Source organism: Brumimicrobium aurantiacum (genome assembly GCF_003402975.1).
GTDB classification, from domain to species: Bacteria; Bacteroidota; Bacteroidia; order Flavobacteriales_D; family Crocinitomicaceae; genus Brumimicrobium; species Brumimicrobium aurantiacum.
The window spans coordinates 586,732-600,991 of sequence record NZ_QURB01000001.1 but is presented as its reverse complement, the minus strand read 5'-3'; the positions used below and the strand labels follow the sequence as shown (position 1 = coordinate 600,991).

Below are 14,260 nucleotides of genomic sequence, written 5' to 3'. Positions count from 1 at the left end.
CTACACATATTGTTTGATCCAACCAAAGGGTTTTACAAAATTACAATTAGTATTTCGTTTCTGATTAATATTTATCAAATGAATAGGTTCTATTCAAATTCTTATCTATTTTTGAAGTAACTAAAACCCAATTCATGAAGACTACATTACTATTAATTCTAGGAATATTACTAACCTTTGCTTCAAGTGTTTTTGGTCAAGATATAGCTTCGGAAAGACATGAAAGAGTAGACAAAACTGAATTTAAAGAAGCTATAGAATCAGGTGATTTTATTTTGTTGGACATTCGATCGGTTGAGGAGTATCAAGAAAGCACCATTGAAGGTTCAAAGTTAGTTGAGTTTAATAATGGAGATTTGGATCACGTTTTTAGTCGTTTGCCTAAAGCGCAGAAATATTTGATTTTTTCTAATAATGGAGTAAGAAGTAAAGTCGCTTTAACAAGAATGAAGGAACTTGGTTTTACTTATGTTCTTGAATTAGATACTGGCTTATCAAATTGGCCTTAAACATTTTTAGTTGGATGTTGTTTTTCTTTTTTGCAAAGTAATATGAAGTCAATCGAGTTGTCTCAAAAATATCATCAATACAAATCACTAGTGCTAATTTTGATATTGGTAATATTTTATTTGGTGGGAATTGTTGGGCTCACTTCCTCCTTTCGTGAAGATTTTTTGCCGCTTTCCTTCATGAATTTATTGATTTCATTTATTGTTCTATTATTGGCTTTAAAAAATCATTCGCTTCGTTTTTACACTTTTGTTGTAGCTGGGTTTTCAATCGGTATGGTAGCTGAATGGATAGGTGTCCATACTGGATTACTTTTTGGAAATTATATTTATGGAAATAACCTTGGACCAATATTGTATGGAGTTCCTTTAATTATTGGAATTAATTGGGTAATGCTCACGATAATTTCGGGTTCAATTGCCGAAAGATTCAAAATTCATTGGTTTTTAAAAGCAGTATTAGGCACCTTTTTGATGCTGTTTTTAGATTTACTAATTGAGCCTATTGCAATTATTAGTGATTATTGGACGTGGAGTGGGGATATACCCTTTTCAAATTTTGTGGGATGGTTTATGATTGCTTTCGTTATTCAATTACTCTATTTTTCTATGAAATTAGGTGAACAAAATACAGTAGCAACTGTTTTGTATATTCTACAATTTGTGTTTTTTCTCATATTAAATATTGTTTTGTAATGTATTGGTGGGGACCTCTTGTATTCATTTTAGCATTTGTATTAACTGAGTTTAGCGCATGGTTTAATCATAAATACATCATGCATGGTTTTCTGTGGAAATTCCATAAAGATCATCATCAGCCAAAGCCTGGACCTTTTGAGAAAAATGACATATTCTTTCTAATTTATGCAATTCCTTCTTGGTTATTGATCATGTTGGGAATTATGTATGATGGATATTTCTTTGTTTGGTTCGGATTCGGAATAGCAGCTTATGGCTTAGCTTATTTTCTCTTCCATGATGTATATATTCACCGAAGGTTTAAGTTTATGGATGGTTTAGATGGTCCCTATTTTATGGCCATTAGAAAAGCACATAAAGTTCATCATAAAGAAAGAGGTAAGCATCATGGTTCCTGCTTTGGAATGCTGATTGTGCCGATGAAGTATTATAAAGAAGCAAAGAAAGCATATCACCTCAAAAACAAGAAAATATGAGTTTATACCTATGGATAAATATCTTGAGTATTGCTGGTCCACTGCTTTTATCTTTTGACAAAAAAGTTCATTTTTATTCCCATTGGAAAACGCTTTTCCCTTCCATTTTAGTGATAGGAAGTTTGTTTATCGCTTGGGATATTTATTTTACGGATATCGGGGTTTGGGGCTTTAATGAAGAATATCTTTCTGGCTATTATTTTTTTAACTTGCCCATTGAAGAATGTTTGTTCTTTTTTACTATACCTTATGCTTGTGTGTTTATATATGAGGTTGTAAAAGCCTATTTTCCAAATTTTAAACCTGTACGATTCAGTTATTATTTCTCATTAATATTTACTGTGTTTTGTATAGTAATGTCCATTCTGTATAGTGGAAATTGGTATACCTTTGTTGCATTGTTAGGCGCGGGAATCCTTAATTGGATTGTTTATTTTGGATTTACTCCTAAATGGTATTCTAGTTTTATTGTCGCTTTTTTAATTACTCAAATTCCGTTCTTAATTGTTAATGGAATACTTACAGGTGTTGCAACAGATCATCCAGTGGTGTGGTACAATGAAAATGAAATAATAGATTTTCGTATACTATCTATTCCTATAGAAGACGTTTTTTATAACTTCTTTATGTTGTTTTCCATAGTTATTGTCCATGAATATTTAAGAAGCTTATGGGATATAAAAACAAAAAACACGTAGCGAAATACCACGTGTTTTTCTGTAACCTATTCTATTAAGATGGCTGCATACCGTTTATGTGATTTAGGAGGTTAGCAGCAATTTTACCATTAGATATTGTAGTAAAATCGTGATTGAATAGTAAGAGGTTTTTATTCGTTTCGTATTAACTTAAAGCAACAGCATTTTTTACTTCGATTGAAGTGAAAGATTTTGATTCACCTTTTTTTGATAAATAGTTTCTAGTGACTAACTTTCCTGTAATTGCAAGTTGTGTACCTTTTTTACCCGATTTTGCAATATAATTTGCCGTTGGTCCCCAAGCATGAATGTTATGCCAAAACGTTTTATCTTGTTGCTTACCATTTTTATCTACATAACGTTCGTTTGTGGCTAGTGTAAAGCGTACTTTTTTTGCACCACTTTCGAAGTTAGTGATTTCTGGATCAATACCTATATTTCCGATTAATTGTACTTGATTTCTCATGATTTCTAGTTTTTAAGTGAATATTTTAAAGAATTACCAAATCATTGATTTCTATTTCTGTAAATGATTGGCGTTTTCCATTGGCGTTGTAAAAACGAGATCTTAACCTCCCTTCTATCGCTAAGGCTTGTCCTTTTGCTCCTAATTGTTCAAGAACAGGCACCCATTTTCCCCAAGCAGTTACTTTATGCCAATTTTTGGCGTTTTTCGTGTTTCCTTCATCATCTAGATATGATTCTTTAGTTGATAATGAAAATCGTGCAATTCTTTTGCCACCATCCAGTTCTACAAAGGTTGGCGCTGATGACATTTGTCCGATTAAGTTTACGTGATTCATTTGTTGTACTTTCATGATATATGTGTTTAAAGGTTAAAATTTAATAGGCTTGGATACCCGGTTCGTTGGATATCCAAACCTGGTTAAGTGCTTACTTTTCTTGCTTCTTATCGCGGTCTAAAACCATGAATTCTCGCATTGAAATTTCGGTTTTGTATCTTTTTTCACCTTCTTTGGTTTCAAATGAATCGTTAACAAGCTTTCCTTCTAAGGCGATTTCAGTACCTTTTTTTAAGAGTTTGTTACATAGTTCTGCATTTTTTCCCCATGCTACAACATTGTGCCATGTCGTGTTATTTACCCATTCACCTTTTTTGTCTTTATACGATTCGTGTGTTGCTACACTAAATCTCGCAAGTGAATTATTGTCTCCAAATTGTGTGATTGCTGGATCTGCACCTAAATTACCGATTAAACTAACTGTGTTTCTTAATGTGTTCATGTCTGTAAATTTTAATTAATAATGGTTTGAACATGTATCAGACTGTCTTTCAGTCGTCGACACTGCAAAGTTGGGGTAAGGACTGAGCTTTATCTGGTTGTTTATTAATTGTTGTCGACTAATTTTCGTTTGTAAGTAATTAAAACCGTTTATGTGACTGATATAAATGCCATAGGTGATTTATAAAAAGTTTAAATTTTTTACGATGTAATTATTTGAAAAGATTGTTAGAATCAGCTTTTTAGGACCGTGTTATTTAGAATTGATATAAATAAACATTTATATATCGTATGAATTACGGTGTTAGTCTAAAATTGTTTTTGTCTTTACCTCAATAAAATAAGGTGATTGAATAAAGTTAATTCATAATTAATCGTGTCATAATGTATATTCATCTAAGAAAATATATGTCTTATGTAACAAAAGTTATGCATACATAAATAAAAAGAGTGTATATTTGCACCGAATTTAAATTATGCACGCACAATGAGACGTTTATTATTTACTTTATTCCTAGTTTTAGTTTTTGTTCCACATTCAATTGGACAATATCATTTTACAACCTCATTCAAGGTACAAGGAAATAAGACAGTTGTTATAGAATTGGTAACAACAGGTATACGAATTAACCAACAAAATTCAGAAGGGTATAATTTTGATGTTGAATTTGATTATAGTATTAAAGCTTATAACAAAAACGGTAAGGAGAATTCATATAGTTTCTGGACAATGCAAGGTTACTTTTACTGTGATGGTCGAGAAGCTTATTTTCCTCTTTCAAATAGTACAGGTTCAGGTTCAGGTGTTTCGAGTGGTAATATGTGGTCTGATTTTTCTGACCCTAACAGTGCATCAGTTGAGGATTTGATGTGTAATACACTTAAATTTGAAATTGGAGGTCAAGGTTATAAGGGTGGACAATTTGTATATGTAACTGGTAACTCCACTCTCCCAATCGAACTCATTTCTTTCGATGCTAACACAGTGAACCAACAAGTAGATTTAAACTGGTCAACTGCTAGTGAGTTAAACAACGACTACTTTACTATTGAACGTTCAAACGATGGAATGAACTGGGAAACTGTTCAAACTATTGAAGGAGCTGGAAATAGTTCTAGAGTTTTAAACTATACTTGGACAGACTATTCTCCTTATGGTGGAATTTCATATTATAGATTGACTCAAACAGATTTTGATGGGGCATTTGAGACTTTTGATGTATTATCAGTTGTCAATAATGAACTTACAAAATTACAAGCATCACCAAATCCAACTTCTGGATTAACAACATTAACAGGTTTAAATCAAAATACTGAATTGCATATCTGTAACTCAATGGGCGTTGAAGTTTCTAGTAAGGTTAATATTTCAAGGAATGGAGGTCATACTGTTTTGGACATGAGTTATCTTCCAAGAGGAATATACTTTGCTCGTAGTGGTGATCAAAGTTTGAAGATAGTGAAGCAATAACTTAAATCATTTATATAGTAAAGAGGTTGGTTTTTAATCAACCTTTTTTTTGTTTGAATATTTGTAAAACTCCGCTTTATGTTTTTCAAATAAATGTTCTTAATACCGCTTCCTTAAAAATTATCTAATCCGTATTTCACTTATAAATACGATGAATCTCTTGTTTTGTTATTTAGATTGAATATAAATATGTTATTCATTCGTCGAAGAAATAACTATGTTTGTCGAGACTTTATTTGGTTTGAACCTATCGTTTTTATTGATGTTTCGGATATATATTCGTCGACTGAATTTGATGTTTAGTCTAATCATTAATTAGTTTAATCGAAAATAAAACTATGCAAACATAGTTAAATTACAGATTAATGATTTACATTTGTCGATGAATACTAATAATATATCGATGAAAAGTTTAATAGCTACTACCCTATCCTTTTTAATTTTAAGTTTCGTAGTGCAAGGTCAAAGCGTAATGTTTAGTACTACTGCTCAAGGGAACAATGGAATAGAGTTACAAGTTGAAGTGACTGCCACAGATGTTATTGTTACGCAGAATAATGGAGGGTGTACAGTAAAGGTACAATATGATACGGATGTAAAGTTTTATCAAAATGGTAATGAAATGCATAGTGGATATCCTAGTATTTGGACATTGCAAGGAGATTTTAAAGTTGATGGTAAATCATCATTTTTTAATATTACAAATTCAGTAGGTCAAGAATACAATAAATTATCTTCCACTTATTCTATCAATGGATTAGCAGCTTGTGCGACATACAGTATGCTTACAGCAGATTTTGAAAAAATTAAGCTTAAAGTTCAATTTCAAGGACATAACAAAACGATTCACGTCAACGGTTCTACTTCAAATCTTCCTATTGAACTTCTGTCTTTTGATGCTAATCTTAATCAAAAACAGGTTGATCTAAGCTGGTCAACAGCAAGTGAATTAAACAACGATTACTTCACCATTGAACGTTCAGCAGATGGGATGACTTGGGAAACTATTCAAACTATTGAAGGAGCGGGAAACAGTACTCGTGTCATCGATTATAATTATACAGATTACTCACCTGTTTCTGGAATTTCATATTACAGATTGACACAAACAGATTTTGATGGTGCATTTGAGACATTTGATATCTTGGCTGTTGAAAACAATACGCTAATTGAAATGAATGCTTTTCCTAATCCATCAACAGGATTTACAACAATAAGTGGATTAGATGAAAATAGTGACCTTCGCATTTTTAATGCTATGGGAGCTGAAGTAACTTCTAAAGTTTCAATTACCAAATTAGGGAGTATATCCAAATTAGACATTACACAATTAACTGAAGGATTATACTTTGTACACTCCGGAGAGAATAGCTTAAGGTTGGTGAAGAAATAGTTAAAATAATCATGAATTATCAACTATGAATGATGAATTAAGTAATTGGTTTCTTAGTATAGTTTTACCAACATCTTAATTCATCATCTTCTTTATAAGCAGTTGTAATTTGAGTAATAATAATTTGGACATCAAAATAGTCCAAGTAATGTTTTGTTAGAAAAGTTGAACTATAGACTCACCACGTTCATTCTTAAATTAAATCTTACTCACCTTCTCCAAAGCATCATCAATTCCAGTTACATTCATAAATACAAGTCGTAACTTATCGTTCTTTTGATTCATCGTAACTCCCTTAGGATTGGTTTGAATGTAGTTTAGAACTTTCGTAAATATTGGACTCTGATAATAAATGTGTTCTGGATTTTCATGGAAATACCCAATCATTTTTTCGGATTTAATCACCAATTTCGTAAAGCCTATTTCTTGCGATTTTCTACGTAAACGTATCGATTGTAATAAATCTTCAACCACCAAAGGAATAGGTCCAAATCGGTCGGTCAACTGCTGTTCAAACAATTTTAATTCCTCTTCTGTATTTAAACTATCTAGTTCTTGATACAGCGATAATCGCTCCGAAACATTATTGACATAATCATCTGGAATTCGAATCTCTAAATCCGTTTCCAACACACATTCTTGCACGTATTGTTGATAATCATCGGTGTTTCTGTTTTCGAATAATTCCTTAAATTCAGATTGACGCAATTCATCTATGGCTTCGTTTAAGATCTTCTGATACATGTCAAATCCAATATCCGCAATAAACCCACTTTGCTCTCCTCCTAAAAGATTTCCAGCTCCACGAATATCTAAATCTTTCATCGCAATACTAAATCCTGAACCTAAATCAGAAAATTGAACCAAGGCATTGAGTCGTTTCTGTGCTTCTGATGTCAACATGTTGTAACGTGGCGCTATTAAATAACAGAATCCTTTTTTGGTCGACCTTCCAACACGTCCTCTCAATTGATGTAAATCACTCAATCCGAAATTGTTGGCATTATTGATTATCATCGTGTTGGCATTCGAAATGTCGATTCCAGATTCTATAATTGTGGTGGCCAACAAAACATCATATTCGTGTTCAATGAAGCCCATCATGATCTTTTCTAATTTCTTTCCGTCCATCTGACCATGACCAATTCCTACGCGAACTCCCGGACAAAGGCGCTGAATCATTCCAGAAACTTCTTGGATATTTTCTAGTCTGTTGTGAACAAAATAAACCTGACCACCTCGACTCACTTCATACGCAATGGCATCACGAATTATTTCTTCATTGAATTCAATAACTTCCGTTAAAACAGGTTGACGATTGGGCGGAGGTGTGCTGATAATACTCATATCTCGTGCGCCCATCAACGAGAATTGCAAAGTTCTAGGAATCGGAGTTGCGGTTAAAGTTAAAGTATCAACTGTCGCTTTTAAAGTCTTTAATTTGTCTTTTACCGAAACACCAAATTTTTGTTCCTCATCAATAATCATTAAGCCTAAGTCTTTAAACTTAACGTTTTTGCTGGCTATTTTATGCGTTCCAATTAAAATGTCGATTTTCCCATCTGCCAAGTCTTTTAAAGTTTCATTGGTTTGCTTAGTGGTCTTAAATCGATTAACATAATCCACACGTACAGGAAAGTCTTTTAAACGTTCTTTAAAGCTTCTATAATGTTGTAGTGATAAAATCGTCGTTGGCACTAAAATAGCTACTTGTTTACCATCTGTTGCGGCTTTAAACGCTGCTCGGACTGCAATTTCTGTTTTTCCAAATCCTACATCTCCACAAATCAATCGGTCCATCGGAGTGTCTTTTTCCATATCTTCTTTTACCGCTTCCGTCGCTTTTAATTGATCGGGAGTATCTTCGTAAATAAAAGAAGCTTCAAGTTCGTTTTGGAGATAGGTATCTGGCGTAAATGCATAACCGGGCTGACTCTTTCTTTTAGCGTACAATTGAATCAAATCAAAGGCAATTTCCTTGATTTTCTTCTTGGTTTTGTTCTTCAGTTTAGCCCACGTTTGTGTTCCCAATTTATTCATCGATGGCGCTGTTCCATCTTTCCCCGTGAATTTTGAAATACGGTGTAAAGAGTGAATGGAAACATATAAAACATCATTGTCCTTATATACCAAACGAATCGTTTCTTGTGGTTTTCCATTAACATCAATGGTTTCAAGACCGCTAAATCGACCAACACCATGATCAATGTGCGTTACAAAATCCCCTTTTTGAAGATTATGTAATTCTTTTAAGGTTAAAGCTTGCTTTGCTTGTCTAAATCCTTCTTTCAAACGGAATCGGTGATAACGCTCAAAAATTTGATGATCAGTATAGCAAACAAGTTTTAGTTCTTCATTTATAAAACCTTCGTGAATTGCGTTATTAATTGGCGTAAATTCAACTTCAGCTTTAATATCTTTAAAAATATCAAGTAAACGCTCAATTTGCTTTGGCTGATTAGAAAAGATGAGGTTTTTATAACCAAGCTTCTTCCTTTGTTTAAGGTCTTCCGTAAGTAAATCAAAGTTCTTATTGAACGCCGGTTGTGGCTTATCGTTAAAAGAAATTACCGTTGCATCTTTATTGGTATAATCTGGTCCCCATTCAATTTGTGAAAACAATGGAGATTCTTTTTCCCATTCCGTAGGGTGAAAATACAATTCTGAAGGCTTACTGTGCGAAACAGTGTCTTCTGGTAAATCATTGAAAATCTTTGTCGCTTTTTTATATTCAGTATCCAGTTGACCTTTAATTTCTTTGTATGAACTCATCCAAAGGGTCGTGTCATTGCCTACGAAAGACAAGAAACTTCCATTTTCTTCATGGTCTAATGAAAGTTGAATATTCGGTACAATATGAAAAAAAGCATGTTCTTTAATCGACAATTGAGAAACAGGATCAAAAGTACGAATGGTCTCGAGTTCATCTCCAAAAAACTCTAATCGAAAGGGTTGATCGTTAGAATAAGAGAAAATATCTAAAATTCCTCCTCGAATTGAAAATTGTCCTGGTTCGTAGACAAAATCCACAATATTGAATTCATTTTCTTGTAGAAATTCATTCAAAAATTCAATATCGTAGTCCTTTCCTTTTTCAACTTTAAAAGTGTTTGTGGATAGTTTCTTTTTGGTTGGCACACGTTCAAAAAGTGCTTTTGGATAAGTTACAATCCAAGAGTTTGGCGACTTCGTGATTTTGTCTAAAGCCTCTGCTCTCCCTACCACATTAGCATTGTCGACTTCCTCTAACTTGTAAGGAACTTTATAAGAGGCAGGATAAAAAACCACACGGTCATCATCGGGATACATTCCTTGTAAGTCATTCAAAAAATAAGCGGCTTCTTCTTTGTCTTGAAGAATAAATAAATGATGTCCTGGGACTTGTTCTGCAACAGCACTTGCGTTGAATGATTTACTTGCACCAACAACTCCCTTCCATTGAATGTTTACCGACTTTTGTTGTAATTTTTCAACCGTAGAAATAACTCCCGTAGATTTGTGAAATTCTGCTTTAACCGACTTTATTTTCATATGCTTAATTGTGAGTACAAAGTTAATCGAACATTGTATTATAACAATTTAGTTTTTAATTGCTATATTATTTAATTGTTATTCTGCTTAAAAGTCGAAGGTTCACACTCAGAAGAAAGCTTCGAAAATCTAGGTTTTAACACCATCGGTTAGATAAAAGTTCACCCTATTCCAAAATTCCAGATTCTTTCTAAGTTTCTGTTGTATTTTTGAAATATGAAAATTTTAATCATTGAAGATGAGCAAGGTTTAAGGGATACGATTGAAACGTCGCTCTTAAAAGAGAAATATATTGTGGAGACAGCAATTGATTATCATTCTGCTATCGACAAGATTTCTATTTACGAATACGATTGTATTTTATTGGATATTATGTTGCCCGATGGCAACGGATTAGACCTTTTGCAGGAATTAAAAAATCAGAATAAATCTGAAAATGTAATTATCATTTCGGCTAAAGATGCCTTAGATGATAAGGTGAACGGATTAGCGCTTGGAGCAGACGATTATTTAGCAAAACCTTTTCATATAGCAGAACTCAATGCAAGAATTAAAGCCGTATTACGTAGAAAAAAGCTAGAAGGAAAAGATTGTATAGAAGTTGGAAATGTGAGCCTTGAAATACTTGAACGAAGCCTCAAAATCAATGATGAGTTTGTCCACCTTAACAAAAAGGAATTTGACATTCTCAACTACTTTTTAAGCAATAAAAATCGACTTTTAACCAAAACCGCACTTGCCGAATACGTTTGGGGCGACCATATCGATCAAGCAGATAATTTTGATTTCATTTATTATCAAATTAAGAATCTAAGGAAAAAATTAGAAGAACATCAAGCGCAAATAAATATTGAGACGGTTTATGGTGTTGGATATAAACTCGTTGAAAAATGAAATTATTAAATCGGTCATTAATTTATTTAACAGGCGTTTTCTTCCTCATTATTGGAATTTGGTCTATCATTTTCTATTTCAACCTCAAAGATGAAATCAGAGACAGCATTGATGATGGAATTGACAACAATCGTATTTTGCTTTTGATGAAAGTATATGATGATCCATCATTATTAGAACATCATGATTTTGGAGGAAATAACTTTCGAATTCGCCCAATAGAAAAAGGCGATGCCCTTGAATTTCGAGATATTTACAAGGATACGATGATGTATCGCATTAATGAAAGTGATCTTGAACCTGTGCGTTTATTGCATTCTGCTTTTGAACATAAGCAGAAATATTATCGCATTACCGTAATTTCTTCATTGGTGGAAGAGGATGATTTAATAGAAGATTCTTTTTGGAGTGTGGTAACACTATTTGTAATCCTCATTGTGAGTATTGCAATTGTGAATAATTACGTACTGAAAAAAGTTTGGAATCCTTTTTACAATCTACTCAATCAATTAGAAACTTATCGATTAGACAGTAATGAAGATGAGTTAAAAATTAATTCTACCGTTTCTGAATTCGTTCAACTAGAACATGCAGCCAACACTTTGATCAGTCATTCAAGAGAAGCTTATATTTCACAGAAAGAATTTACAGGAAACGCATCTCATGAGTTACAAACGCCGATTGCGATAATTATCGGACGTTTGGAATTATTACTCGAGTCTAAAAAACTGCAAGATGAAGACGCAGAGACCATTGCACAAGTTATTGACATTGCAGGTAGAATGAAGCGTTTGAATCAGTCCTTATTGTTATTGTCAAAAATTGAAAACAAGCAGTTTCTTGATACAGAAACAGTTTCCATAAATGAGATAACTGAGAATTATATCGCCAATTATGAAGAGTTGTTGGCCTTTAAGAAGATAAAAATATCCGTCGATCAAAGTACTGAACTCAAAGTGAAAATGAACGCCGCCTTGGGAGAAGCATTAATTTCTAACCTGATTAAGAACGCTATTTTCCATAATTTTGAAGGAGGGAGCATACGCATTTTATTTACCGATGAAATGTTCATTATTCGCAATACGAGTCATCAAGCCGAATTGAATTCAAAAAATATATTCAATCGTTTTGTAAAAGACCAATCCAATCAAAATAATACGGGGTTAGGTCTTTCGATAAGTCAAGCGGTTTGTGATTCTTATGGGCTAAAAATTGATTATGATTTTTATGAAAGTTACCATACTTTCAAAGTTGATTTCAAAAATATTCTTGCAGAAGAGTAGATTCCAAACTCTTTCCAGATTCGTAGGCTATGTTTGTACTATAATTAAAAAACAAAGAATGATGAAAACAAAAGCAATACAACTCGTAGCAGCGTTATTAATTGGAACAGGAACTTTATTTGCACAAGATATTCCGCAAAATCAAGTACCATCTGTAGTCGTTAATAATTTCAAAAAAGAATTTCCTAAAGCAGTAGATATCGAATGGGAAATGAAAGGAGAACAATACAATGTTGAATTTGAAATAGGGTGGAGTAAAGATTTTGAAGCTTGGTTTAGTGCCGATGGAACGATAATTCGATATACAGAGGAAATTTCCCAAAGTGAATTGCCAAGTGATGTGAAATCAGCAATTACCAAAAATTATCCAGGTTATAGCATTGATGATGTAGAAAAACTAGTCTCTGGAAAAGAGGTTTCCTATGAAGTTGAATTGGAAAAAGGAAGTGAAGATGTTGATGTGATTTTTTCTGAAAACGGAAGTGTTATTTCTTTTAAATAGATAATTATGAAAAAGTTAATGATATTCCTTGCAATGATGATGTTTTTAGTTAGTTGTGATAAGGAGACAATAATTTCCTCAGGTGATTTACCAGATGAAATTAATGATTACATCTCAACTCATTTCCCAAGTCATACTATTCTTCAAAGTATTGAAGACAAGGATGCTTTTACGAAGACTTATGATGTTCAGCTCGATGGAAATGTTTCTTTGGAGTTCAATAGGAAAAAAGAAATTATTGAAGTTGAAAGTGAAACTGAGTTGCCGAGTAGTGTAATTCCAGCGAAGATCAGTCATTACGTTACTGAAAACTATCCTTCGAATGTAATCACTGATTGGGAGTTGGATGATAATAACCAACATGTTGAACTAGACAATGGTGTTGAATTAAAATTCACAACTGATGGTGATTTTTTAAGCATTGATGACTAGTCATTGAATAGATTTATTAGAACGGTTTGGGGATTTCCTCAAACCGTTTTTTTGTTACTTTAGTCCGATTGTTACACATTGATCAATAGCGATGGAAAATAAAACACACAATTTCTTTTTGTCGAAAGAAGAACCCAATAAAAGTTGTCTTTTGGCACTTAGAGAAATCATTTTAGAACAAAATGAAGGCATTTCTGAATCCATTAAATGGGGTTCACCTTGTTATAGTTTTAAAAATAAAATGCTTTGTTTTTTGATGGTGGATAAGAAAAGTGATCATCCTTATTTATTAATGGTTAAAGGCAATGAATTAGATTTTGAAGCTTTGCAGCAAGGCACCCGAAAAAAAATGAAAGTGTTACCTATTCATCCTGAAAAAGATATTCCTATTCGGCTATTGGAAGAAATAATTCAAAGCGCTTTAAGTCTTTACTAGTCGTGCATTCGTAAGTTTTATTTATACCGTTTTAAAGATTTTACCCTTTCTTTATTTTTGATTTAATATTTTTCGCTAACTTAAATATAAACATAGCAAAGGTTGTTGTGTTTTATTTGAAATAATTATCAAAATAGGCGAGAATTAAAATATTGTTCTTATATTTGATTATAATTTCGTCAAACAAATGTTTAAATAAATATCAAAATGACACATTTAGAAAAAGGAGATAAGGCTCCAGAATTTACATCGAAGGATCAAAATGGAAAAGAAATTTCACTTTCAGACTACAAAGGTAAAAAAGTAGCCTTGTATTTTTATCCAAAAGATATGACACCGGGATGCACAAATCAAGCGTGTAACTTACGTGATAATTATGCCGCATTAGAAAAAGAAGGTATAGTTATTTTAGGTGTAAGTCCAGATGATGAAACACGTCATCAAAAATTCATTGACAAGCACGAATTACCATTTCCATTAATTGCAGATACAGAGAAAAAAGTAATTCAAGATTATGGAATTTGGGGATTGAAGAAATTTATGGGGAAAGAATATGATGGGTTACACCGAACAACCTTTTTGATTAATGAAGAAGGGAAGATTCACGACATCATCAAAAAGCCTAAAACTAAGGCCCACGCTGAAGAAATCATTGAAAAATTTAATCAATAATATTTGCTTTCAACAAGTTG

16 protein-coding genes are annotated in these 14,260 nt (G+C 32.8%); 12 read left to right on the top strand and 4 right to left on the bottom strand.

Features of this window, described 5'->3' with window-relative positions; translation table 11 throughout:
• The first annotated feature begins 134 nt into the window (after nucleotides 1-134).
• From DXU93_RS02665 to DXU93_RS02650, 4 genes are read left to right on the top strand one after another with little or no spacing between them, the layout of a single operon-like run.
• Nucleotides 135-509 (top strand): rhodanese-like domain-containing protein, encoded by a 375-nt coding sequence (locus tag DXU93_RS02665; protein ID WP_116879693.1) that lies wholly within the window; start codon nucleotides 135-137, stop codon nucleotides 507-509.
• Between the two features lie 42 nt (nucleotides 510-551).
• Nucleotides 552-1,205, top strand: a complete 654-nt coding sequence (locus DXU93_RS02660; RefSeq protein ID WP_116879692.1) for a carotenoid biosynthesis protein — start codon at nucleotides 552-554, stop codon at nucleotides 1,203-1,205.
• Nucleotides 1,205-1,684: a sterol desaturase family protein gene (locus DXU93_RS02655; RefSeq protein ID WP_116879691.1), complete on the top strand. Its 480-nt coding sequence runs from the start codon at nucleotides 1,205-1,207 to the stop codon at nucleotides 1,682-1,684. The genes DXU93_RS02660 and DXU93_RS02655 overlap by 1 nt, the downstream gene beginning before the upstream one ends.
• A complete protein-coding gene (locus DXU93_RS02650) occupies nucleotides 1,681-2,382 on the top strand; it encodes a lycopene cyclase domain-containing protein (RefSeq protein WP_116879690.1) in 702 nt (233 codons plus the stop codon). The genes DXU93_RS02655 and DXU93_RS02650 overlap by 4 nt, the downstream gene beginning before the upstream one ends.
• Before the next feature lie 145 nt (nucleotides 2,383-2,527).
• Here the strand turns inward: DXU93_RS02650 and DXU93_RS02645 are convergent, their stop codons facing one another.
• The 3 genes from DXU93_RS02645 to DXU93_RS02635 form a co-directional block, all read right to left on the bottom strand.
• Nucleotides 2,528-2,848 (bottom strand): single-stranded DNA-binding protein, encoded by a 321-nt coding sequence (locus DXU93_RS02645; RefSeq protein ID WP_116879689.1) that lies wholly within the window; start codon nucleotides 2,846-2,848, stop codon nucleotides 2,528-2,530.
• Between the two features lie 25 nt (nucleotides 2,849-2,873).
• A complete protein-coding gene (locus DXU93_RS02640) occupies nucleotides 2,874-3,200 on the bottom strand; it encodes a single-stranded DNA-binding protein (protein ID WP_116879688.1) in 327 nt (108 codons plus the stop codon).
• Nucleotides 3,201-3,276: 76 nt separating this feature from the next.
• Nucleotides 3,277-3,627 (bottom strand): single-stranded DNA-binding protein, encoded by a 351-nt coding sequence (locus DXU93_RS02635; protein ID WP_116879687.1) that lies wholly within the window; start codon nucleotides 3,625-3,627, stop codon nucleotides 3,277-3,279.
• A 486-nt stretch (nucleotides 3,628-4,113) separates the two neighbouring features.
• On the opposite strand from DXU93_RS02635, the gene DXU93_RS02630 reads away from it, so the two are divergent.
• Together DXU93_RS02630 and DXU93_RS02625 are read left to right on the top strand one after the other, a co-directional pair.
• Nucleotides 4,114-5,097 (top strand): T9SS type A sorting domain-containing protein, encoded by a 984-nt coding sequence (locus tag DXU93_RS02630; RefSeq protein ID WP_116879686.1) that lies wholly within the window; start codon nucleotides 4,114-4,116, stop codon nucleotides 5,095-5,097.
• Nucleotides 5,098-5,500: 403 nt separating this feature from the next.
• Nucleotides 5,501-6,490, top strand: coding sequence for a T9SS type A sorting domain-containing protein (locus DXU93_RS02625; RefSeq protein WP_165851327.1), 990 nt, complete (start codon nucleotides 5,501-5,503; stop codon nucleotides 6,488-6,490).
• A 198-nt stretch (nucleotides 6,491-6,688) separates the two neighbouring features.
• Here the strand turns inward: DXU93_RS02625 and mfd are convergent, their stop codons facing one another.
• Nucleotides 6,689-10,021 (bottom strand): transcription-repair coupling factor, encoded by a 3,333-nt coding sequence (mfd, locus tag DXU93_RS02620; protein WP_116879684.1) that lies wholly within the window; start codon nucleotides 10,019-10,021, stop codon nucleotides 6,689-6,691.
• 216 nt (nucleotides 10,022-10,237) lie between these two features.
• Here mfd and DXU93_RS02615 point away from each other — a divergent pair, with 216 nt between their 5' ends.
• The 6 genes from DXU93_RS02615 to bcp all read left to right on the top strand — a co-directional run bounded on the left by DXU93_RS02615 (nucleotide 10,238) and on the right by bcp (nucleotide 14,240).
• Nucleotides 10,238-10,915 carry a response regulator transcription factor gene (locus tag DXU93_RS02615; RefSeq protein ID WP_116879683.1) on the top strand — a complete coding sequence of 226 codons (678 nt, stop codon included), beginning with the start codon at nucleotides 10,238-10,240 and terminating at the stop codon, nucleotides 10,913-10,915.
• A complete protein-coding gene (locus tag DXU93_RS02610) occupies nucleotides 10,912-12,198 on the top strand; it encodes a sensor histidine kinase (RefSeq protein ID WP_116879682.1) in 1,287 nt (428 codons plus the stop codon). Before DXU93_RS02615 ends, DXU93_RS02610 begins: the two co-directional genes overlap by 4 nt.
• 58 nt (nucleotides 12,199-12,256) lie before the next feature.
• Nucleotides 12,257-12,700, top strand: a complete 444-nt coding sequence (locus DXU93_RS02605) for a PepSY-like domain-containing protein (RefSeq protein WP_240623407.1) — start codon at nucleotides 12,257-12,259, stop codon at nucleotides 12,698-12,700.
• A gap of 6 nt (nucleotides 12,701-12,706) precedes the next feature.
• Nucleotides 12,707-13,132, top strand: a complete 426-nt coding sequence (locus DXU93_RS02600; RefSeq protein ID WP_116879681.1) for a PepSY-like domain-containing protein — start codon at nucleotides 12,707-12,709, stop codon at nucleotides 13,130-13,132.
• Between the two features lie 91 nt (nucleotides 13,133-13,223).
• The gene (locus DXU93_RS02595; RefSeq protein ID WP_116879680.1) at nucleotides 13,224-13,568 is read left to right on the top strand and encodes a DUF1801 domain-containing protein; all 345 of its coding nucleotides are present in this window, start codon (nucleotides 13,224-13,226) and stop codon (nucleotides 13,566-13,568) included.
• Between the two features lie 207 nt (nucleotides 13,569-13,775).
• Nucleotides 13,776-14,240, top strand: coding sequence for a thioredoxin-dependent thiol peroxidase (gene bcp / locus DXU93_RS02590; protein WP_116879679.1), 465 nt, complete (start codon nucleotides 13,776-13,778; stop codon nucleotides 14,238-14,240).
• The last annotated feature ends 20 nt before the right edge of the window (nucleotides 14,241-14,260 follow it).

What these genes read in the sequence shown, in the direction of transcription:
- DXU93_RS02665 (WP_116879693.1), top strand. Translation starts at nt 135, where the DNA reads ATGAAGACTACATTACTATTAATTCTAGGAATATTACTAACCTTTGCT.
- DXU93_RS02640 (WP_116879688.1), bottom strand. Translation starts at nt 3,200, where the DNA reads ATGAAAGTACAACAAATGAATCACGTAAACTTAATCGGACAAATGTCA.
- mfd (WP_116879684.1), bottom strand. Translation starts at nt 10,021, where the DNA reads ATGAAAATAAAGTCGGTTAAAGCAGAATTTCACAAATCTACGGGAGTT.
- DXU93_RS02660 (WP_116879692.1), top strand. Translation starts at nt 552, where the DNA reads ATGAAGTCAATCGAGTTGTCTCAAAAATATCATCAATACAAATCACTA.
- DXU93_RS02615 (WP_116879683.1), top strand. Translation starts at nt 10,238, where the DNA reads ATGAAAATTTTAATCATTGAAGATGAGCAAGGTTTAAGGGATACGATT.
- bcp (WP_116879679.1), top strand. Translation starts at nt 13,776, where the DNA reads ATGACACATTTAGAAAAAGGAGATAAGGCTCCAGAATTTACATCGAAG.
- DXU93_RS02645 (WP_116879689.1), bottom strand. Translation starts at nt 2,848, where the DNA reads ATGAGAAATCAAGTACAATTAATCGGAAATATAGGTATTGATCCAGAA.
- DXU93_RS02655 (WP_116879691.1), top strand. Translation starts at nt 1,205, where the DNA reads ATGTATTGGTGGGGACCTCTTGTATTCATTTTAGCATTTGTATTAACT.
- DXU93_RS02600 (WP_116879681.1), top strand. Translation starts at nt 12,707, where the DNA reads ATGAAAAAGTTAATGATATTCCTTGCAATGATGATGTTTTTAGTTAGT.
- DXU93_RS02610 (WP_116879682.1), top strand. Translation starts at nt 10,912, where the DNA reads ATGAAATTATTAAATCGGTCATTAATTTATTTAACAGGCGTTTTCTTC.
- DXU93_RS02630 (WP_116879686.1), top strand. Translation starts at nt 4,114, where the DNA reads ATGAGACGTTTATTATTTACTTTATTCCTAGTTTTAGTTTTTGTTCCA.
- DXU93_RS02595 (WP_116879680.1), top strand. Translation starts at nt 13,224, where the DNA reads ATGGAAAATAAAACACACAATTTCTTTTTGTCGAAAGAAGAACCCAAT.
- DXU93_RS02625 (WP_165851327.1), top strand. Translation starts at nt 5,501, where the DNA reads ATGAAAAGTTTAATAGCTACTACCCTATCCTTTTTAATTTTAAGTTTC.
- DXU93_RS02605 (WP_240623407.1), top strand. Translation starts at nt 12,257, where the DNA reads ATGATGAAAACAAAAGCAATACAACTCGTAGCAGCGTTATTAATTGGA.
- DXU93_RS02650 (WP_116879690.1), top strand. Translation starts at nt 1,681, where the DNA reads ATGAGTTTATACCTATGGATAAATATCTTGAGTATTGCTGGTCCACTG.
- DXU93_RS02635 (WP_116879687.1), bottom strand. Translation starts at nt 3,627, where the DNA reads ATGAACACATTAAGAAACACAGTTAGTTTAATCGGTAATTTAGGTGCA.